We start from the raw sequence: 21,566 nt of genomic DNA on the forward strand, positions 1-21,566 counted from the left end.
AATATATTGTGCTATAATTATGCTATATTAAGCTTAAAGGAGGGATAATTATGCTTTTAAACATCCTATATTCCATTGTTCTAATTAATGAAATTTTGGCATTGATTACAGTCTTTAGAGAAGAACGTGATATTGCCGCAACATGGGCATGGTTATTAGTGCTTTCATTCCTACCTGTGCTGGGATTTTTGATTTATGCATTCGTTGGAAGAAAACTACCTAAAAAACGTTTATTCCGTTTCCAATACAAAGACAATAAATTGATGTATGACATCCTAAAAGAACAAGGCAAGATACATAACAATCCGGAAAAAATCAGAGCTGATGAGGTCTCATACTCATACAGAACACTTGTTAAGCTGTTCAAAACCTCAGACGTTACTGACTTATCTAGAAGAAACCATGTTAAGGTCTTCACCGAAGGTAATCACTTATTTGATTGCATTATTTCCGACATTAAAAACGCTAAAAGTTCAATTAACATTGAATTTTATACCTTCTATGATGACAGAATCGGTCATCGCGTCTTAAAAGAGTTAATCAAAAAAGCTAAGGAAGGCGTTAAAGTCCACGTTATCTACGATAGTTGGGGTTCAATGGGAAACAAGCACCATTTCTTCGACCCATTGCGTGAAGCCGGTGGATTTGTAGAACCATTCCTACACACCCACTCAGCCGTAATGGACTTCCGTTTGAACTTTAGAGATCACAGAAAGATTGTGGTTATCGACGGTAAGTACGGATACATCGGTGGTTTTAACATCGGTGACCAATACCTAGGTCGTAAGAAGAAGTTTGGTAACTGGCGTGATACTCACTTGAGAATTGCTGGTTCAGCCGTTCATCATCTACAAGCCCAATTCATCTTGGACTGGAATGTTACAGACATGGACCACAAGATTGATGTTGAAGAAACTAAGGGCTTCTACTTCCCTAAGGTATACCAAGAAGGTTCTACCAATATCCAAGTGGTATCCAGTGGGCCTAACTCTGATTTACAACAAATCAAATTGGGGTACATCAAGATGATTCAAAACGCCAAGAACTACTGTTGGATTCAATCACCATACTTGATTCCAGACGATAGTGCCTTAGACGCCATCAGAACTGCTGCTATGTCAGGTGTTGATATTAGAATCATGGTGCCATGCATGCCCGATCATCCATTCGTATATCGTGCAACTCAATACTATGCAAAACAATTATCAAAATATGGTGTCAAAATTTACTTCTACGAAAATGGATTTATTCACGCCAAGACCGTCTTAGTCGATGGTAAAATCGCGTCAGTTGGTTCCGCCAACATGGACTTTAGAAGTTTCAAATTAAACTTCGAAATTAACGCGTTTATCTACGACGAAGGATTGGCTGAACAATTACATTCAATCTACGTTAACGACATCAGAAGCAGTAAATTAATGACTTATGCGGACTTTGAAAAACAATCACGTTGGTTGAAATTCAAACAAGTATTTAGTCGTTTATTCTCACCAATTCTATAAAATAATCGAAAAGATTCCAGATTACTGGAATCTTTTTTTAGTTTGCTTTCAAAATCTTTTTAAATTATACTTGTTATCAAGTTAATAAATTAACGTCACTAGGGGAGCTATGTAGCTGAGAATTAATTTGACCCTTTGAACTTGAATCTGGTTAGTACCAGCGAAAGGAAGTTGACTTGAAAATCGGTACATACATAACAAATGGACCAATTACAAGGGATTCTTCTATCGAAGAATCCCTTTTTTCTTGCGGTGACGAATAAGGAGATATTGTTCATGGAACAAGATATTGCAGCATTAGTTAATGAGATTGACAATCATCAAGAGGAGTTACTGGAAATTTTAAGTAAACTAGTTGCGTTTCCAACACCAGCACCACCTGGAAGAAATTCAGATGATGCGCAATCATACATAGTCGATTTTTTGAAATCAAATGGTTTTGACATCGATCAATGGGATTTATACAAACACGATTCTATTGTTGTCGGTACCAAGAATAGTGTTGAAAGTAGCCAATACCATAGTCTAATTTTAAACGGTCATATGGACGTCGCCTCCATCCAAGAAGACGAAAAGTGGCAAACTAATCCGTTTGAAATGGTAGTCAAACAAGGCAAGGCATTCGGTCGTGGTGTTGCGGATATGAAGGGTGCTATCGCTGCCATGTTAATGGCGATTAAGGTGTTAAACGACGCCAATGTTTCCTTACCGGGTGAATTGAAGTTTGAATCAGTCATCGGTGAAGAAAGTGGTGAGGCTGGAACTTGGGATGCGATTAAGCATGGCCACAAGGCCGATTTTGCGATTGTCGGGGACATCAGTGATTTCCATATTCAAGGTCAAGGCGGGGTCATCACAGGTTGGATTACGGTCAAAAGTGACCAAACTTTCCACGATGCTACCAGACGCCAAATGATGAATGCCGGCGGCCACTTGAAGGGTGCCAGTGCCATCGAAAAGATGACTAAAATTATTACCGGATTAAATGAATTGGAACGCGATTGGGCAGTTAACAAGAGCTACCCTGGCGTTGCGCCTGGGTCAGATACCATCAATCCGGCCGTCATCGAGGGTGGTAGAAACGCCGCCTTTATCGCCGATGAATGTCGTTTATGGGTGACCGTTCACTTCTATCCAAACGAAGATTACCAAGAAGTAATCAAAGAGGTGGAGGACCATCTACACCGCGTCGCACAGGCTGATGTCTGGTTAAAAGACCACATGCCAATCTATAAGTGGGGCGGAAAATCAATGGTCGAAGATCGTGGCGAAATTTTCCCCGCACTTGATTTAGATACGAAATCAAAACCGGTTTCCATTCTAAAAAATGCGCACCAAGTTGTTGTGAATGAAGCACCAATTGTCGATGTTTCACCAAGTGTTACCGATGGGGGATGGTTCGGCCACGCCAATATTCCAGCTGCCATTTACGGCCCCGGAACTATCGACGAAGCCCACTCCGTCGATGAATCCGTTGAGATTTCCGACCTCGTTAAATACACCAAGGTGTTAGTTCAATTCATGTATGAATGGCTAAACACCAAAAAGGAGGTGTAGTGATGAAGTTCAGTCAACGTTTAGTAACCGAACTTAAACCAATCTGGGAGGCGAACCATCACCATCCATTCGTTCAAGAATTGGCTGATGGCACTCTTGATATTGAAAAATTTAAGTTCTACATGGTTCAAGATTACGTTTACCTAATCGACTACGCCAAACTATTTGCGCTGGGTGCGATTAAAGCGACCGACCTAGCCGTTGAGGGCAAGTTTGCCGAGTTATTGAGTGAAACATTGAATACCGAAATGGGTTTGCATCGTAGTTACGCCAAGGAATTTGGCATTGAAGAAGCCGAACTAGAAAACGCTAATCCCACTCCGGTGACTCTAAGCTACACCAATTATATGCTTTCCGTTGGCCAAAGTGGCGGGGTGGATAAGGTCCTAGTGGCCTTGCTGCCATGCATGTGGAGCTACAATCAAATCGGTCATTTATTAAAAGATACCCCGGGAGCCAAACATCCGCTCTACGCCAATTGGGTAGCGATTTACAGCGATGATGAGTACACCGACTTAACCAACTGGACAATCGATTTATTGGATCAAATTACTGCTGGAAAATCTGAAGAAGAGCTCAAGGAATTAACCGAAATTTTCAAAAATACCACCAGGTATGAATATCTATTTTGGGACATGGCTTATAACCATCAAGATTGGCCCAAAATCAAATAAAAAAATCCCACATTTTGTGGGATTTTTTGTTTACATCCAGTTCCATGGATCGTCACGCCACTTACGGAGCACGACTAATTCATCGTCTGAAATACTGTTTTCTTCTTTGGCTTGTTCGATGATTGTGGAGTAGTTGGTTAGTGTATCAAATTCAATACCCGCTTCCTTGAAGTTCTTAGTGCTGTCAGGAAGTTCGTATGAGAAGATGGCCACGACACCAATCACGTTGTATCCTTCATTCTTAAGTGCTTGCGCAGCGTTTAAAACACTCTTTCCAGTAGAAAGTAGGTCATCAATTAAAACGATTGGGGCGTTTTCGTCGATGCTTCCTTCCATTTGCTTACCCCGACCGTGATCCTTTGGCTTTGAACGCACATAAATCATTGGAAGGTCCATCTTGTCGGCAACGATGGCGGCATGTGGGATTCCGGCGGTTGCGACACCACCGATTACTTTTGCTTCGGGAAACTTGTTGCGGATTAATTCGGCTAAACCGTCTGCGATGTGGGTACGAACTTCTGGGAAACTAATGGTGATTCTGTTGTCGGTGTAAATTGGCGCCTTGATACCTGATGCCCAAGTAAATGGTTCGTTGGGTGATAGGGTGACTGCGTTAATTTTTAAAAGGTCTGAAGCGATTAATTGGTTAGTATTCATTATTTGATTCCTCCATTAACTGCGTTGTAGATGTCTTTATATGTTTGTACCGGATTGTCTGATTGAGTGATGCTTCTACCCACGACGATTCCGCTAGTGTTTAATTCAAAAGCCTTTGTTGGTGTCACGACTCTCTTTTGGTCGTCGACACTGTTGCTGGGAAGGCGAATTCCTGGATTGATGCACTTGAATTCATCGGAAACCGCTTGATGAATCAGGTTGTTTTCTAGTGCAGAAGAGATGACACCGTCGGCACCGCTTTGACTGGCCATTTTAGCCAAGTGTGATACCGATTCGGCCATTGAAACGGGGACTAATTCTTCATCATGGAGTTGTTCTTCTGATGTTGAGGTTAGTTGCGTCACTGCAAGTAATTGTGGAGCGTCGACACCTGCTTGATTGGCACCTTCGTCTAGTCCACGTCTGGCAGCCTTAATCATTTCGCTTCCACCTAATGAATGAACGGTGGTGAATTGAACATCCAATTGGCCGATTTGTTTGGCAGCTTGTTGTACGGTGTGTGGAATATCGTGTAGTTTTAAATCCAAAAAGACGTCGATATTTTGATCGCGAAGAGCTCTAATGATACTTGCTCCTTCGCGGTAGAATAGTTCCATACCGACCTTTACCGCCAATGGTTTGACGTCTTTAAACGGATCTAAAAATTTTAAAGCAGTGGGTGCATCGACAAAATCTAGTGCAATGAATACTGGTTTCATACGTTTCCCTCCAACAAAAAAGTCGTATAGCCTCAGAGACTATACGACAAATTAGGGTCCATTTATTCCGTTCGTCGATTTACTAGCCTCTCTGGACTAATTTAAAATCATATGCTGATTACAATATACGCTTTTCTCAGAATAAAGCAACCAAAAAATGAAACTTGCATTAGAAAAGATTAAAGAGTATAGTTTTATAAAATATCTAAAAACGGATATTTCAAAAAAATAAGGAACGACAGTGAGCGTTCATTTTGGAGGAATTGAATAATGGAAAACACGCAAGACCACACTTCAACGACTAAGGCTCAAAAATGGGTTTTAGCATCGACATCGATTGGACAAATGCTAGAAAGCATGGATATCTCATTCATCTCATTTGCAATGTCTTCAATCATTATCGGTTTACACATTAGTACTGCAGCTGCTGGAATGCTTTCAACAGTTACTACTTTTGGATCGTTGTTGGGTGGTATTTTATTTGGTCTTTTAGCTGACCGTTTCGGTCGAGTACGTATTTTGACCTACACCATCTTCATTTTCGCCATCTCAACTGCCGGAATTATGTTCGCCCAGAATTTTATTACTTTTGCTATTTTACGTTTTTGTGTCGGCCTAGGTGCCGGGGGTGAATATGGTTCAGGTGTTGCCATGGTGGCTGAATCATTCAAGAAAAAGCAATTAGGAAAGTCTGTGTCAATCACCACAATCGGTGGGCAAGTTGGATCAATGATGGCAGCCGTATTAGCCGCAATCATGATTCCAGCATTCGGTTGGCGTTCACTTTTCCTAATCGGAATTATTCCAATCTTCTTTGCCTTCATCATTAGAAAGAACCTAAACGAAAGCCAAGATTTCATTGATACAATGGAAACAGGCAAGCGTCCTAAGGTTTCTGTAAAGAAATTATTCGCAACACCAAGATTGGCATACCAAACTATCGCATTAATCGTAATGGTAATTGTGCAAATCGCCGGATACTACGGTCTAATTAACTGGTTACCTTCAATCATGCAAAAGAAACTTGGTTTAAGTGTTGCCGGCTCATCACTATGGACAATCGTTACTATCATCGGTATGAGTGCCGGGATGTTAACATTCGGTACAATCCTAGACAAGATTGGACCTAGAAAGGCCTTTGGATTATTCCTACTAGTCGCTTCTGTAGCGGTATACGGAATTACATTCTCATTCAATGGTTTCACATTGCTACTAGCATCAACAGTACTTGGTTTCTTCTCAAACGGTATGTACGGTGGATACGGTGCCATCATCAGTCGTCTATACCCAACCGAAGTTCGTTCCACTGCAAACAACTTCATCATGGGATTCGGACGTGCGATTGGTGGATTCTCACCAGCCATTATCGGTTTATTGATGGAAAGCCATTCATTACTAGTAATCATGGCAATGCTATCAGTACTATACCTAATCAGTTTCATCACTATGATGACTATTCCTGCATTGAAAGGTCTAGCAGTTGAAGAATAAGCATTTATTCTGACGAATTAGGTTTTACATGTAATAATAATATATAAACTAAAAACCTCCCGTGCCGGGAGGTTTTATTGTACATAACTAAGGGGGAATTTTAATGTTATACGGACTCGGTATATTAGCCGGATTGGTCTTACCCATTCAGACCTCGGTCAATACAAACTTGAAGAATCGAGCTGGTGGATCACCATTTCTAGCTTCAATGCTATCGTTTACGATTGGAACCATCGCGTTACTTTTTGCCACTTTATTGAGTGGCAAATCACTATTCTTTTCTAGTCACTTGTTTACAAGCCAACCAGCATGGATTTGGTTGGGCGGATTGTTTGGTGTCATCGGGTTAACCACTAACGTTTTAATTTTCCCTTACCTAGGGGCGGTGCAAACGGTGATTATGCCAATTACCGGTCAAATCATCATGGGGATGATTATCGATAACTTCTCCTTATTTGACGCAGACCAACATGCATTTACCATTATCAGATTAATCGGAGTCATCCTACTAGTCATTGGTATCTTGATGGTTGTCCTAGACAAGAAGGCAAGCAATGGTTCCGATAAGGCTAAACAATTGCCTTGGCAGATTCTAGGAATCGTTGCGGGGATGTTTCAAGCTTCTCAAGCGCCAGTTAATGGCCATCTTGGAGTAGTACTTCACTCACCAATCCATGCGGCCTTTATCTCATTTTTAGTCGGTACCATCATCTTATTCGTGATTACCGGACTAGTTGATCGTTCTTACGTTCACGCCAAAGATGCGATTGGAAAGGGCAATCCTTGGTGGATTTGGCTCGGTGGTGTCTTGGGTGCCATCTTTGTTTTATCAAACGCATTCTTAAGCCCACAAATTGGTGCCGGAACCACCGTTGTTTTAGTCCTACTGGGTAACTTATTCGGAAGTGTAATGGTCGACAAATACGGCTTATTGAATTCACTGAAAAAACCGGTTGGCATTATGAAATATATTGGTTTAGTCGTGATGTTAATCGCTGTTGCGATTATCAAATTGTATTAAAAAAAGAGACCTCCCCGAGGTCTCTTTTTTATTTATGATTAAACTTAGCCATTTTCCACTCACATTAAAGGTATAATAAATGTTGATATGACAACGATGCAACTTTAGGTTGCGAGGTTGTCAAAGAGGATTATCCGCTTTTGGACGGGATGTTATATACATAAAAAATTTTTTAGTGATAATAAAAAGTAATTCGAAAAAAGGAGTGAAATGATTAAATGGAAAAAAACATATTTAGTAGAAAGTTGATTGATTTACGCCGAAAAAATCAATTATCACAGGCTGGGTTAGCTAATAAATTATTCGTTACTAGACAGTCAATTTCAAAATGGGAAAATGGCGAATCCGAACCCAGCATCGACAAGTTAATTAGTATTGCTGAAATTTTTAACACTAGTCTAGATAACTTAATTATGGGTAACATGTCAGATAAAGATAAATTAGTTTCAATTAGTCATATAAATAAATCATATGACAACCAAGTACTAAACGATTTGAGTCTAGACATTTATGATAATGAAAGGATTGCTCTATTAGGTTTAAACGGATCTGGTAAGACCACAATGATTAGCATTATGGCGGGACTTAAAAATGCTGACAGTGGTGATGTGAAATTTAGTTTTAATCAGAAAAAAGGCTTAAAGCTAATGCCTCAAAACGACGTGTTGATTAATGATATGAAGGTTAGTGAACTACTTAAACTAACCCAATTACTAAACAAAGTAAAAGATAATAACCACATCGAATCCATGGTAAAAGAATTTAATTTTACTGAATTAATGGACCATTATGTTGGGTCATTATCAGGTGGACAAAAACGCAGACTATCTCTTCTATTAAGTTTAATGTCACCTTCAAAGCTACTAGTTTTAGATGAACCAACAGTAGGGATGGATTTGGAAACCATTGATATTTTATGGAACCATCTTGAACACGTTACCGGATCAATACTAATGGTGACTCATGATTTCAACCAAATTGATAAGTTCTTTTCGAGAGTCCTATTGCTAAAGGACGGCAGAATTGAAAATGACATGTCTGTTGACAAGATTCATAGTCATAATCAAACTGTTGAACAATGGTACCGCACTAATAACGGAGGTTTGAATCATGATTAATACAATTAATTTAAAAACAGTTTTACGTAATAAAAGATTTTTAATTTTTACAATCGTTTTTCCTGCGATTTGGTTTATTTTTATGGATTTAGGAATCGGCACATTTGCAAAAAATTTAACAATGACATGGTTTATTATCAGCGCGCTTATGGGCATAATTGGTAATTCAATCGTTACCTTTGGGAAAAGGATAGGGAATTCGAAGGAATATTATTTGATTTCAATTAAGACCACTCCTTATAACCCGTTTAGATGGATAATGGATTCGATGATTCAACAAATTCTACTAAATTTACTTATCCTATGTATATTGACATTGGAAGCGAGAATTTTTGGCGCAATTTCCTTTAACCTATCTACATTATTATTAATAATTATTTTATTGTCATTGGGGATTTACTTTAGTTTTGTCGGTTTTTTGATTGGGGTAGTTGCTAAAACCGATTTATTAGATGTGGCAGGCTTCCCATTTATGTGTGTGGTTGCTCTATTAATAATGCCTTTTTACACCTTCGCTCAAAACAAATTTTTTGATGTCGTTACTGATATTCAAAAAATATTCCCAGGATATTATGTTATTAAACTAGCCAACGTTATTCAAAATGGCGGTAGCTATGAGAAATTAGTTTGGTTATTTGTACTTATTTTTGTTATTCACGTAGCAATCATTTTTTTCCTATTCTTTAGGGCAGTTAAAAAAGGCATCCACTAAAAAAGAGACCTCCCTCGAGGTCTCTTTTTTATATGAATAAATCAATGATTATTTTCGCAATGAATATACCTACGAAAAAGGAAACTTCAAACACGAGTAAATTTCGCTGGTATTGCCAATCCGTTAATGGATAGAATTTTTTATTAGATTCATAGAAAATGATTAGTGACAATATGACCGCAATTACACCATATATGATTTCAAATAGATTTGCGCCTTCAGGATCAAGTAACACGTATTGGGTTAAATCACCCAGTAATAATAAAATGGCCCCAGTTTCGAAGCCGATTAAAGCCATGTTGATTAACTGAGATAAACGTTGCTTTTTCATTTAAACATAGAACTCCCATAAATTATTATTTTAGGCTATTGATAACTTTCGTCAGTATAACCTTACCCAGAGATCCGCCTATTAATATTGATACATCGTAGACTGCGAAATGTAGTAGGTAGTGAAAGTTAGCTCCTAATGGGTAGACCATAATTATTCTAAGGAACATGTATATGATTAGAAGGCCAATTGCAACCATTAATATAATGGATAGGCCAAAGTATATATATGAAGATTTGATAAAATCAATCTGCCATGAATAGAGAATTGTTAAGGCTAGTTCAGACATAAAACCAAGAACAATACCAGTGATAGATATGTTGATTAATCGTTTCTTTGTCTTTTTATCCACTATATTCCCCCCCTTATTAGAACCTTTATGTAACGGGTCTAATTATAGTTTAAGAGAAATACATTTATATCTCATTATTTGAAAATTATATAAAATTTTAAAATAGTAAAGATAAATTAATAAAACAAGACATTTTTGCGATGGTTATAGTCAATTATTATTATGATTGAGTGAACGTTAATATGAATAATCTGCAAAGTTCACCGCCAAATACGATCATAACGTCATACAAAATAAACGTAGTGAAATAAGCTCTAATAGGCCATTTTTCGTCATTTTTTACGATTCCCAAATAAGAAAACACAAAAATGACACAACAAATAGAAAGACCCAATAGAGAAAAGAATACGTTTATAGTAGATGATGTAATCATCTTAGTTGTCCATTGAGAAAAAATTGTTAAAAACATTTCCGATAAAAAACCTAATAATATGCCAACTAAAATTAGAGATACTAGTCGTATCTTAGTTGATTTCTTCATGAATTACATTTTCCTCCAAATTTTTATTTAATATGTATTTTCTAACTAAAAATTATTATAACTAAAAAAAGAGAAAATGTTATAAATGTTGTCTTATAAACGTTTTGAGCACAAAAAAAGTGACTAAATTTAGACACAAAGTATATTTTTTTATCTAATTGAAGTACTTATCGAGTGATTTTGCGACATCTTTTGCGACGTGTTCTTGGTAAGTAGAACTTTGAATATATGGAAGATCGTGTGAGCTATCCATGAAGCCCATTTCGCATAAGATTGCTGGACGTTTGTTTTCACGTAAAACGTAGTAGTTACCGAATGAGACACCACGATTTGAAACGGGGAGGTTGTCTAATCCGTCTGCGACTTGGTCGGCGACCTTGACCGCATTCTTGTGGTAGTTGTAGATACCATAACCGTTGGCTCTGCCGTATCCGTTATCTGAATTGAAGTGGAAACTAACGAAGAGGTCGGCATGATAATCACTGGCCATATCCGTTCGTTTCTTCAATGTCACGTAGGTATCATCGGTACGAGTCATCACGACATTGACGTGGCGTTTTCTTAATTCATCGGCCACTTTTTTAGCGGTTTGTAAGGTATATGTCTTTTCCATGTACTTTTGGTTGACTGAAAGGGTCCCTGAATCGCCACCCCCGTGGCCAGGATCGATAATGATTGTTTTTTGGGCTAACTTGTCGCCGGTTTTGACGTTGTAATCATCGACTCCGACCAACCATGAAGGGACCCAGCCTTTTTGACCATTATATTTGGTGTACCACCAATTATTTTTGGACTTGATGATACTCAAATGACGACCATGTGGAATTGTTTCAACGACTTTTGATTCGTCATTGGGTTGTTCACGTAGATATAAAGTAGTGGCATCAACCTTAGGTAATGATAAAAATCTGGCTAATTCGATTATTAAAATTACTAAGAGGATAAAAGTTACGACACCGCGGTAAATCAGCTTTTTGTTTGGTGTTTCCCTGAATCTAGTTATAAAACGATTAACCAAATTATCACCCCGATTGTATTATGTATGTTAAAATCAATTATATAACAAAAATTAATATATATCAGATGTTTGATTGTTTTCATAATCAGACTACAATGATATATAAATAATTGAGACAGTGAGGATTAATGATGAGTACAGAATCCAATTTAATCTTATCAGTACGCGATTTAGACGTAGCTGTTAAGAACCGTAAATTAATTAACGATTTGTCTTTTGATATCTTCGCCAAGACCTTAACCTGCGTAACCGGTGAAAATGGTGTTGGGAAGACAACATTAATAAAGACTATTTTAAAACAATTTAATAAAAATGAACACGTTCAATCCAAAATCAAACGATCAGATATGCAATATATTCCTCAATTAAGAAATATTGATGATGACTATCCATTGACCGTCTTTGATTTTATCGGATTAGGTTTACAACATTCAATACTGCCATGGTTGAGCAAAAAAGAAAAACAAAGTGTCCAAAAAGTTATCGAAATGACCAAGTTACAAGATTTGGCCAACACACCTTTGGGTAGCTGTTCCGGAGGGGAACAACAACGTGTCTACTTGGCTCAAGCATTGGTATCACAACCTAAGCTACTAATCTTGGATGAAAGTACCGCTAGCTTGGATAAAGAAGCCAAATTTATGCTATTAGACGTGGTTAAGAGCGTCATCGCAGAAACTGGTGCTTCCGTGCTATTCATCACCCATGATCCAGTTTTAGTACAACAATACGGTGACTATGATTTAAACATTGCCAATCAAGCCGGCACCATTAAACCAGTGAAGGAGGCCCAATAATGTTAGAAATGTTAAGTTATCCATTCATGCAATACGCCTTCGTCGCTAGTTTCTTCATCTCCATTTTATGTGGATTGATGGGGGTATTCGTGGTTGCTAGAAAGACTGCTTTCTTCACCCACACACTTTCCGAAATTAGTTTCTCAGGGGCATCATTTGGTGTCTTCTTGGGAACTAACCCAATTTTAGGGATGCTATTATTCACCGTTTTAAGTTCATTGATGATTGGTACCGTTGGCTCAAGGGTGAGCCGTCGTGAATCCTCAATCAGTGTCTTCTCGGTATTCTTTATTGGATTAGGAATTTTATTCCTATCATTGGCCGATACCCAATCCAGTTATGCTACCAACATCTTATTCGGTAGTATCGTTGGAATTAGTTACAGCAATGTACAAACCTTGGTGGGCTTAAGTATCGCCATCATTGTAATTACGACTTTGATTTACAGAAAACTAAAATACAACTCATTTGATAACGTTGGTGCTAGTTTTAACTCCCGTGCCAACACCTTAGTATCAGTGATTTTCTTGATTCTACTTGCATGTACTGTCAGCGTGACAGCTCAAATCGTCGGATCACTTCTAATCTTTGCTCTATTGACCATTCCAGCCTCATCAGCACGCTACTTCGTGCACAGTATCTGGTCAATGACCATTTTGACATTTGTCTTTTCTTTAATTGGTACTTGGTTTGGTCTATACTTAAGCTTTGTAACGAACCTACCAGTGAGTTTCTTTATCGCAACGATAGAAACAATCATTTATATTATTGCGGTAATCTATGATAAAGTAACAAGAATTTAATACAAACTTTATTAACGTAACACTGATGTTTTGTTATACTGTTCTCAAATAGTTTTTTAAGGAGATGTCCTACATTATGAAAGCATGGAAGAAAATTTTACCTGCAGTTGCAGTTTTAGGATTAGTTTTAACTGCTTGTGGACAAAAGAAAAGCGACAATAGTGATGCATCAAGTTCAACTTCAACTACTCAAACTAGCAAGATGAGCTCATCATCATCATCAAGCAATGACAAAATTGCAAACAAATTAGGAAATGAAAAGCTACCACAAAGCAATGGTTTAGATTCAAACGAAAGCGTAAATGCTAAGTTGGATGGAAACAAGACCAACTTTACAATTAGCTACTTAAACAACGGTTCAACATACGCTACTTACACTAAGCACACTTATGAAAGTGATTCAGCTGCAATGCAACAAGTTGGCTACCAAGCTGCTGCAAACGTTGCTGGTCTACCATCAGTTGACTTAGGTTACAACGTTGTTGGTCACTCAGATAAGGGTGCCGGACAAGAATACATCCAAGCAAACTTTGGTAACTGGTCACTACTAACACACGGTAGTAACTTCGGTAAGTACAAGGGTGCCGCAACTACTAAGGGTAAGACCGTAGTAAATTACATTCAAAACCACAACCTACCAGTTCCAGAAAGCAAGGGTAGCATTACCGCTGAAATCGACGGTTCAGCAACTATTACTTGGCAAATGGGTAATGACGTTTACTCAATTAAAGCTAACTCTCTAAACACAGCATTAGAAATGGTAACTTCACTTAAGTAAATGCATTAAAAAACCAGGTTATTTTGACCTGGTTTTATTGTGACAAAAAATATTCGAAATGAAGGTATTGGAAAATGTATGATTCTAAAAAAATAAAACATTTATTATTTTCCGCGGCGTTAGGATCAACAATGGCCTTGTCTTTGAATGGTATCAAGTCTCACGCTGATACAACTCAATCATTTAAACCATACACACCAGTGGCCTATGATATTTCCGAATTTCAGGGGAAATTAAATGATCAACAAGTAATGAATTTAAAGAATGAAGTTAAATTCGTTGTTTTAAGAATTCAAGATGGTCAATATCATGATCAACAGGTAAATAATAATATCAGCTTGATGGACAAGTATGGCATTCCATACGGTGTATACAGCTACAGTAGATACACCAACTCTGCTCAAGCCCAAGAAGAAGCACAACGTCTACATTCACTAGCACCAAACGCTAGATTCTATGTAAACGACTTTGAAACTGGTTTTACCAACACATCCGATCAAAATGCGGTAAGTTGGGCAAACGCGATGAAACAACTAACCAATCAACCGGTTATCTTGTACAGTTCACAATCAACCTTGGATCAATTCCAACAAAGTACTTTGAATGCTTACAGTGCGGTATGGTTGGCTAATTACACCAACTACACCCCAAATCCAAAGTACAACTATGATTTGTGGCAATACACTGACAAGTACCAAAGTAAGGCACTAGGTGAAGCTCTAGATGCTGATACTATTCCAGTTGGTGGTCGTAAGTTAGCATTCTGGACCACCGAAAATACTGCTAACGGTCAAAAGCGTATCGTTGCCAAAACAGGAACCGCTAGACACATCAAAAAACATGCTACAGCCAATGTTTTACATAAGGCTGCTAAGACACAAGTGATTACTAAGACTACCGCTGCAAGGGCTAAAAAGGTCCAATACACACCACTTGTTAATAAAGTAAGTCATCACACCAAGAAGCATGTAAAACGTGCATATCACGTGAAAAAACAAGCTACAAAGAAGATTGCAATTGCTAACAATACTTACCAATATGCAAGCGCTACTACTAAAAAGGTGAGTCACAAGAAGGCTTACAAGAAGCACGCTAAAAAGCATAGTAAGTACACTTACAAGCTAAACCATGCTACAAAGAAACGTATCGCAAAAAAACATGCTAAGAAGTACAAGAAGCATACTAAGAAGAAATATACTTACAAGTTAGCTAAGAAGAAGACTCGTAAGCATGCTAAGTACAAATACGCAAAGAAGCTTACTTACAAGGTTAAGAAGAACCTAAAGCACAAGAAGCTACATCATTCTTATAAAACTAAGAAGCATAATAAGGCTAAAAGACACTACAAATACAGTGTGAAGAAGATTCATCATAAGCACGCCAAGAAAATTGTTTACCGTGCAGCCTAAAATAAAAACGTCTGATTGTTTCGATCAGGCGTTTTTTTTGTTGTATTAATTTTCTTCTTCGTATACAATAATGACCAACGGTCAATTTAGAAAAAGGAGCCAATCATGAATATTAAAACTGCTGATGAAAAGCAACAAAAACAAGCATTGATTGCAGAAACTGCACTCAAGATGTTTGAAGAAAAAGATTTTTATGATATCTCCATCAACGCGATTGCGCAAAGAAGCCACGTCGCAAAGGGAACGGTCTTTAACTACTTCAAGACCAAGGAAAACATATTCATGCACCTACTTTTGGTGGGATATCAGGATTTCTTTTTACAAACACTAAACCAATTACAACAAGCCAAGCTAACAACCGTAGATGAACTAAAATCGTTTCTACTAGCTAATACCAAGGACTTAATTGAAAACCACCTAACATTAATTAAGTTAAACGCACTTCGCGGACCCGTCTTAGAGGGAAAGGCATCTAGAGAAGAGACGATTGAAGGTCGCAAGAAGTTATATGAAGTCCATGAACAATTAGCACAATTCATTCATGATTCATTTCCATCAATCGACGTCAAAACTGCCAACAAAATCTTCATTATTCAAAGCAGCATTGCCAGTGGATTGATTAATCTATCGAATTTGGATTCGTTTAACCAAGAACCAATTCCGGGAAACATGGATGATTTTAAGGTTAGTATCCTAAACGACTCAATGGAAACTTTCGACTTTTATCTAACGGGGTTACTTAGCAAATAAAGGAGTAACTATGATGAAACAAGCAAATATTCGCAACTTCTCGATTGTTGCCCACATCGACCATGGAAAGTCGACATTGTCCGATCAAATCATGAAGATGACTGACACCTTTAGTTTTCGTGGCAATGAAGAACAGGTCTTAGACGACATGAAGGTCGAACAAGACCACGGGGTAACCGTTCGCTCAAGAACTGTTCGTAATATTTATCGTGCCAACGACGGTCAAGAATACGAATTAAACTTAATCGACACGCCGGGACACGTCGACTTTAACTACGAGGTTGAAAAGAGTGTGTCAGCCAGTGACGGGGTTATCTTGTTGGTGGATGCGACCAAAGGAGTCCAAGCCCAAACTGTTGCCAACTACCGGATCGCTAAAAACAACAATCTAGTGATTATTCCAGTCATCAATAAGGTCGACAACCAAAGCGCCCAAGTCGATATGTGTGAACAACAAATTTACGAATTAGACGAATCATTTTTAGAGCACGACATTATCCATATCTCAGCCAAAACCGGTTTGAATGTCGATCAAGTCCTAGAGGCAATCGTCAACCGCATTCCAAGTCCCAAGGGTGATGAAACTAAACCATTAAAGGCGATGATATTTGATTCTCACTACGATTCATATCAAGGAGTCGTCGCGTATGTGAAAATCATTGATGGGGTGATTAAGGCCAACTATAAACTAATGTCGATGAACCAAAAGGTGAAGTTTGAAACCCCAGAAGTGGGAATTTTCAGCCCGCAATTATTACCATTAAAGGAATTAAAGTCGGGTGATATTGGTTATGTCATCACCGGAATCAAGGACCCAGCAGACGTGCGTGTTGGTGACACCATCACCGGTCAATCTCGTCAAACCAAGCAGGCGGTGGCTGGATATCAACCGGCTCACAGTGTCGTCTTTGCAGGAATTTATCCCAAGGATGCCGATTTTGATGATTTAAAAGTAGCGATGGAAAAGTTGAAACTAAACGATTCTTCGATTGAATTTACTGAACACGTCTCAAATTCATTGGGACCAGGTTATCGCTGTGGCTTTTTGGGGATGTTCCATCTCCAAATTGTCCGCGAACGTCTAATTAATGAGTTTGGGATGTCCGTGATTATCACTTCACCAAATGTTAACTATCGTTATACCACCAAGAATGACGAAACACTAAAGACGATTAATAATCCGTCTGATTTACCGGACTTTTCGATCTTAAAGACAATCGAAGAACCGTTCAATAAGGTTGTCATTGAAACGCCAAGCGAGACGGTTAACGACGTGATGACGCTGCTAAGTAAGAGTCGCGGAGTTCTATTGGACATGGATAACACGGATCAATTGGTGAAGATGACTTATAGCGTTCCGTTAGCCGAAATCGCGTTTAATTTCTTCAATCAATTGAAGTCAATTACTCATGGTTTTGCGACCTACGATAGTCAATTCATGGAATACGTCGAATCAGATATCGTCAAAATTACGATTGATGTGAACTACTCACCGGTGGATGAACTAACCTTCATCGTTCACCGCTTGAATGCCGAAAAATTGGCTCAAGAAATCGTTCATAAACTAAAGTATGTAATTCCACGCAAACTGTATCCAATGCCTGTACAGGGATATATTGAGGGAAGAGTGGTGGCCAGAGTTGATGTACCACCATTGAGGAAGAATGCGGCGGTTAGTGGCGACAAGAAGAGCGTTTCAAAGAAACAAGCACTATTGCGACGTCAAAGTTTGAACAAGTCAAAGAGTGCTAGTGAAGCAATTCAACTGCCACAATTGGTATTCGATGCCATCTTAAATATTGAATAAAAAAAGCACCCAAGCTTATGCTTGGGTGCTTTTTATGATCGAAAGATATTATTTTACAATTTGGCAAAATTCGATCTTTTCGTGATTAGGACCTTGAATGTTGAAGAAACGGATTCCGTTGTCCCAGAAAGTTGGGATTGATTGGATTTCGTCGTCTAAAACATCGAAGCCTTGTTCTTTAGCGGCTGCGAATGCTTTATCAACATCAGTACAGTTCATTGAAATATGGTTGATAGCACCATTTTCCATTGCAACTGGATCGCCTTCCCATGTTTCAACGGTTAGGTTACCGTATCTCATGAAGGCACAACGGTTTTCACCATTGTGGAATAAACCAGCTTGGTCAAAACCAAGTGATTTGTAGAATTCGATTGTTTTATCTAAGTCTTTTGATGGGATACCTACGTGTTGTAGACCATCAAAGTAATCGTTTAAAGCCATAATTTAAGCCTCCAAAAATTAGTCAGAAACTTTAACAACACATTTACCAGTTAGGTTTGAAGTACCGTTTAGGACACTTTCAACGTCTTCTAGTGAGATGATGTTGTCAATAATCTTTTCAACATTAACTTTACCACTTTGTAGTAGGGCAATAGCATCTTCGAATGAGTTAGGGTTGATGAATGCACCTTGGATAGTTAATTGTTTCTTGAATACTTCGTAAGTGTTCATGCTGAATTTTTGATCTGGAGCACCAACACCAAACATCAATACTTGAGCACCCTTAACAGTTGCTTCGATTGCTTGTTCTTGAGTAGCTGGTTGACCAACGGCTTCAATAACAACGTCGTATTCGGCTGGAATTTCTTCCTTAGTAGTGTTGATAACACGGTCGATGTTTAGCTTTTCTTTTTCAGCAGCTAATTTGTCATCATGACGACCAGTTAAGTCAACTTCTTTAACACCGTATGAACGTAGTAATTGTGCAAAGATTAGACCCATGTAACCATCACCAATAACTAGAGCTTTTTGGTAAGGTTTGATGTTTAATAAGTCCATACCGTGAACGGCACATGAGATTGGTTCACAAGTAGCAGCTGACTTTAAGTCAACGTTGTCTGGTAACTTGTAAACAACTTGAGTTGGGGCAGTGAAGTATTCTTCTAGACCACCATTTCTAGTAACACCAACGGCTGATAGGTTGTCACATAGTTCTGGACGAGCTGTACGACAGTAGTCACACTTACCACAGTAGATGTTAGGGTCAACAGTTACACGGTCACCAACTTTAAGATCGGTAACGTCTGAACCTACAGCTGAGATAACACCTGAGTTTTCGTGACCTAATACGATTGGAGGAACAGCATCTGCTGAACCTGGTAGACCATTGTATAGTGCGTAGTCAGTACCACAGATACCAGCGTATTTTGCGTTGATAACAACTTCATTTGCCTTTGGTTCTGGCATTTCAGTGTTTTGGATTTCTAATTGTTTCTTGCCTGTTAAAACTAATGCTTTCATAATTCAAGATCCTTTCCAAATTGAATTTTAAGTATTATTTTTTATGCAGCTGTGAATTAATTAAGACTTTCACAAACTTACAAGTATTATAATAACTCATTTTTTAAAAAATGAAAGTGTTTTGATGAAATTTAATTCTTAAGATTATATAAAAGACACGAAAAAACGGCGTATAACGTTGATATAATAACGTTTTACGCCGTGTAACTTTTTTTATAAAAATATTTGATTAATTCAATTTTAGATTGTGTAAAACTGAACTTATTTAACTTCGTGCTTAATTAAAGCATCCGCTAAAGCGAAGTTTCCGTAGGTTGCAGAGCCGTTTCCATCAAGGGTTGGAGTTGAAATGTATTCTTCTAGGTTCTTAATGTCAATATAGCCATTTAATAGCTTAGAAAATTCAAATCTAACCTTTTTGAGAAATTTTTCACTAACTACGCCACCGCCAAAAATAATTTTGGCAGGTCTGAAGGTTAGTGTGGTTTGCAATGCAGCTTGTGCTACGTAGTAGGCCATGATGTCCCAAACGTGGTTAGTTTGTGCAACTTCTTGACCCTTCATACCTAGGCGGGCTTCGAATGTAGGTCCACAGACTAGTCCTTCAAGACAGTCCTTGTGGTATGGACAGATTCCATCGAAATCTAGATCGTCTTCGTGACGTTTTAACTTCACGTGACCCATTTCAGGATGACCCATGTCTCCTACAAATTGTCCGTTAATGATGATTCCAGCACCGACACCGGTACCGATAGTGTAATAAACCAAAGAATCTAATCTGTGGCCACTATTTTTTAGATTAACGTATTCGCCGAACACTGATCCATTAACGTCGGTTGTCCAATACATTGGAATATCGAATTCCTCTTTAAATACTCCCAAAAAGTTTTCATTTGACCAACCAGGCTTGGGAGTTTCGGTAATGTAACCGTACTTGGTGGAATCTTTTCTAATTTCAATTGGGCCGAATGATGAAATACTTAGTGCGGCTAAATCTTCAAATTGTTTGAAGAAGTCGATAGCCTTACTAAAAGTTTCAGCAGGGGTAGTGGTAGGAATTACCAAACTATCTAACACTTGGTAGTCAGTGTTACCCACAGCACAAACGAATTTTGTGCCTCCAGCCTCTATGCTTCCCAGTAACATAAAGTTATTGCTCCTTATTTATATCTTCTTATCTTATCTATAAATCGGTTTTAAAATGGTTTTAAAAATTTTTATCTAAGATTTTAAGTTTTGTTTTTAATGTTTTTTAATTTTAGTTATCACTCTCTAATTATGATAAGTTTTCATAGACTAAATGTCAAAGTAAAAATGCTAATTGGTATAGTAAATATATGGGGTATGATAAGATTTATTATTATGAATGTTTATAAATAGAAAGGGTAATTTTAGATGAGAAGAGTACTATACATATTCCTTCTAGCCTTTATTGGCGGTCTTTTGCGCGGTTACTTCACGCTTTTAGCTGGTGATGATCACTTTATCGCAACCATCATAATTAACTTAATTGGTGCGTTTGTCTTAGCGTTTATTACTGGTGCACTTCCTTATTTAATTGAGATATCTAATGATTTGATGACTGGACTAAGCGTTGGCTTAGTTGGTGGGTTTACCACTTTTTCAACATTTTCATTCGACAGTATCAATTTATTTTTAAACCACAAAATTGGTATAGGTCTTTTGTACGTATTAGTGAGTCTAATCGGAGGTTTAATATTAGCTCAGATTGGAACTAAATTAGGCCAAAGCTTTGAAAATAAGGAGGATCAACTATGATTGAGAGTGTTTTCATCGTTGGTTTGGGTGCCGCAGTTGGTTCTCTAATCCGGTATGGTGTCACCAACGGACTAAAAAAGATGTTTTCGAAAAACGCCTTTCCGGTAGCGACTTTCTTCATTAACGTCACCGGCTCATTTCTGTTAGGATTGGTAAATGGACAACTACCTAAGAGTACTTTTATCCTTGCTTTTTCCATTGCAGTTCTAGGTGGATACACCACTTTTTCTACCTATATGAATGAAACGGTACAATTAGGTACCAAGAAAAAGGTCATGGCATATGCATACTACCTATTAAGTGCATTACTAGGGATTCTAGCAGCATTACTTGGATATTTAATATAATA

General features: G+C 38.1%; 23 protein-coding genes and 1 riboswitch. Of the genes, 15 read left to right on the top strand and 8 right to left on the bottom strand.

The window, feature by feature from the left end:
* The first annotated feature begins 50 nt into the window (after window positions 1-50).
* The 3 genes from cls to tenA all read left to right on the top strand — a co-directional run bounded on the left by cls (window position 51) and on the right by tenA (window position 3,733).
* Window positions 51-1,502 (top strand): cardiolipin synthase, encoded by a 1,452-nt coding sequence (gene cls, locus J3U50_RS05875; protein ID WP_301945787.1) that lies wholly within the window; start codon window positions 51-53, stop codon window positions 1,500-1,502.
* A 90-nt stretch (window positions 1,503-1,592) separates the two neighbouring features.
* Window positions 1,593-1,688, top strand: a riboswitch (TPP riboswitch).
* Between the two features lie 90 nt (window positions 1,689-1,778).
* Window positions 1,779-3,059, top strand: a complete 1,281-nt coding sequence (locus J3U50_RS05880) for an acetylornithine deacetylase (protein WP_301945788.1) — start codon at window positions 1,779-1,781, stop codon at window positions 3,057-3,059.
* A gap of 2 nt (window positions 3,060-3,061) precedes the next feature.
* Window positions 3,062-3,733, top strand: coding sequence for a thiaminase II (gene tenA / locus J3U50_RS05885; protein ID WP_301945789.1), 672 nt, complete (start codon window positions 3,062-3,064; stop codon window positions 3,731-3,733).
* A gap of 30 nt (window positions 3,734-3,763) precedes the next feature.
* Here tenA and pyrE read toward each other — a convergent pair whose 3' ends face one another.
* Together pyrE and pyrF are read right to left on the bottom strand one after the other, a co-directional pair.
* Window positions 3,764-4,390 carry an orotate phosphoribosyltransferase gene (pyrE, locus tag J3U50_RS05890; RefSeq protein ID WP_301945790.1) on the bottom strand — a complete coding sequence of 209 codons (627 nt, stop codon included), beginning with the start codon at window positions 4,388-4,390 and terminating at the stop codon, window positions 3,764-3,766.
* Window positions 4,390-5,109: an orotidine-5'-phosphate decarboxylase gene (pyrF, locus tag J3U50_RS05895; RefSeq protein ID WP_301945791.1), complete on the bottom strand. Its 720-nt coding sequence runs from the start codon at window positions 5,107-5,109 to the stop codon at window positions 4,390-4,392. The genes pyrE and pyrF overlap by 1 nt, the downstream gene beginning before the upstream one ends.
* A gap of 270 nt (window positions 5,110-5,379) precedes the next feature.
* Here pyrF and J3U50_RS05900 point away from each other — a divergent pair, with 270 nt between their 5' ends.
* From J3U50_RS05900 to J3U50_RS05915, 4 genes are all read left to right on the top strand, one after another.
* Window positions 5,380-6,600, top strand: coding sequence for an MFS transporter (locus J3U50_RS05900; protein ID WP_301945792.1), 1,221 nt, complete (start codon window positions 5,380-5,382; stop codon window positions 6,598-6,600).
* Window positions 6,601-6,703: 103 nt separating this feature from the next.
* A complete protein-coding gene (locus J3U50_RS05905; protein ID WP_301945793.1) occupies window positions 6,704-7,621 on the top strand; it encodes a DMT family transporter in 918 nt (305 codons plus the stop codon).
* Window positions 7,622-7,839: 218 nt separating this feature from the next.
* Complete coding sequence (locus J3U50_RS05910; RefSeq protein ID WP_301945794.1) at window positions 7,840-8,739, top strand: XRE family transcriptional regulator; 900 nt, start codon at window positions 7,840-7,842, stop codon at window positions 8,737-8,739.
* A complete protein-coding gene (locus tag J3U50_RS05915) occupies window positions 8,732-9,451 on the top strand; it encodes a hypothetical protein (protein WP_301945795.1) in 720 nt (239 codons plus the stop codon). Before J3U50_RS05910 ends, J3U50_RS05915 begins: the two co-directional genes overlap by 8 nt.
* A gap of 28 nt (window positions 9,452-9,479) precedes the next feature.
* Here the strand turns inward: J3U50_RS05915 and J3U50_RS05920 are convergent, their stop codons facing one another.
* The 3 genes from J3U50_RS05920 to J3U50_RS05930 all read right to left on the bottom strand — a co-directional run bounded on the left by J3U50_RS05920 (window position 9,480) and on the right by J3U50_RS05930 (window position 11,633).
* Window positions 9,480-9,782, bottom strand: coding sequence for a hypothetical protein (locus J3U50_RS05920; RefSeq protein WP_301945796.1), 303 nt, complete (start codon window positions 9,780-9,782; stop codon window positions 9,480-9,482).
* 25 nt (window positions 9,783-9,807) lie between these two features.
* Window positions 9,808-10,134, bottom strand: coding sequence for a hypothetical protein (locus J3U50_RS05925; RefSeq protein WP_301945797.1), 327 nt, complete (start codon window positions 10,132-10,134; stop codon window positions 9,808-9,810).
* Between the two features lie 635 nt (window positions 10,135-10,769).
* Entirely contained in the window at window positions 10,770-11,633 is an 864-nt protein-coding gene (locus J3U50_RS05930; protein WP_301945798.1) for an N-acetylmuramoyl-L-alanine amidase, read from the bottom strand.
* Window positions 11,634-11,764: 131 nt separating this feature from the next.
* Between J3U50_RS05930 and J3U50_RS05935 the strand changes: the two genes are divergently transcribed.
* The 6 genes from J3U50_RS05935 (at window position 11,765) to lepA (ending at window position 17,977) form a co-directional block, all read left to right on the top strand.
* A complete protein-coding gene (locus J3U50_RS05935; protein WP_053792206.1) occupies window positions 11,765-12,430 on the top strand; it encodes a metal ABC transporter ATP-binding protein in 666 nt (221 codons plus the stop codon).
* Window positions 12,431-12,438: 8 nt separating this feature from the next.
* On the top strand, window positions 12,439-13,233 hold the full coding sequence (locus J3U50_RS05940) for a metal ABC transporter permease (protein WP_034534243.1): 795 nt from the start codon (window positions 12,439-12,441) through the stop codon (window positions 13,231-13,233).
* A 76-nt stretch (window positions 13,234-13,309) separates the two neighbouring features.
* Window positions 13,310-14,011 carry a hypothetical protein gene (locus J3U50_RS05945; RefSeq protein ID WP_301945799.1) on the top strand — a complete coding sequence of 234 codons (702 nt, stop codon included), beginning with the start codon at window positions 13,310-13,312 and terminating at the stop codon, window positions 14,009-14,011.
* Window positions 14,012-14,085: 74 nt separating this feature from the next.
* On the top strand, window positions 14,086-15,420 hold the full coding sequence (locus tag J3U50_RS05950) for a GH25 family lysozyme (RefSeq protein ID WP_301945800.1): 1,335 nt from the start codon (window positions 14,086-14,088) through the stop codon (window positions 15,418-15,420).
* A gap of 105 nt (window positions 15,421-15,525) precedes the next feature.
* Window positions 15,526-16,170 (top strand): TetR/AcrR family transcriptional regulator, encoded by a 645-nt coding sequence (locus tag J3U50_RS05955; RefSeq protein WP_301945801.1) that lies wholly within the window; start codon window positions 15,526-15,528, stop codon window positions 16,168-16,170.
* 13 nt (window positions 16,171-16,183) lie between these two features.
* The gene (lepA, locus tag J3U50_RS05960; protein WP_301945802.1) at window positions 16,184-17,977 is read left to right on the top strand and encodes a translation elongation factor 4; all 1,794 of its coding nucleotides are present in this window, start codon (window positions 16,184-16,186) and stop codon (window positions 17,975-17,977) included.
* Window positions 17,978-18,025: 48 nt separating this feature from the next.
* On the opposite strand, the gene J3U50_RS05965 is transcribed toward lepA, so the two are convergent.
* From J3U50_RS05965 to scrK, 3 genes are all read right to left on the bottom strand, one after another.
* The gene (locus J3U50_RS05965) at window positions 18,026-18,418 is read right to left on the bottom strand and encodes a VOC family protein (protein ID WP_034532358.1); all 393 of its coding nucleotides are present in this window, start codon (window positions 18,416-18,418) and stop codon (window positions 18,026-18,028) included.
* A gap of 18 nt (window positions 18,419-18,436) precedes the next feature.
* Window positions 18,437-19,438 (bottom strand): zinc-dependent alcohol dehydrogenase family protein, encoded by a 1,002-nt coding sequence (locus tag J3U50_RS05970; protein ID WP_034532357.1) that lies wholly within the window; start codon window positions 19,436-19,438, stop codon window positions 18,437-18,439.
* A gap of 261 nt (window positions 19,439-19,699) precedes the next feature.
* Window positions 19,700-20,584: a fructokinase ScrK gene (gene scrK / locus J3U50_RS05975; RefSeq protein ID WP_057198665.1), complete on the bottom strand. Its 885-nt coding sequence runs from the start codon at window positions 20,582-20,584 to the stop codon at window positions 19,700-19,702.
* 249 nt (window positions 20,585-20,833) lie between these two features.
* Between scrK and J3U50_RS05980 the strand changes: the two genes are divergently transcribed.
* Together J3U50_RS05980 and J3U50_RS05985 are read left to right on the top strand one after the other, a co-directional pair.
* Window positions 20,834-21,217, top strand: coding sequence for a CrcB family protein (locus J3U50_RS05980; protein WP_041153209.1), 384 nt, complete (start codon window positions 20,834-20,836; stop codon window positions 21,215-21,217).
* Window positions 21,214-21,564, top strand: coding sequence for a CrcB family protein (locus J3U50_RS05985; protein WP_301945803.1), 351 nt, complete (start codon window positions 21,214-21,216; stop codon window positions 21,562-21,564). Before J3U50_RS05980 ends, J3U50_RS05985 begins: the two co-directional genes overlap by 4 nt.
* Window positions 21,565-21,566: the final 2 nt, after the last annotated feature.

Source organism: Lactobacillus sp. B3795 (assembly GCF_026535805.1).
Taxonomy (GTDB): Bacteria; Bacillota; Bacilli; order Lactobacillales; family Lactobacillaceae; genus Apilactobacillus; species Apilactobacillus kunkeei_C.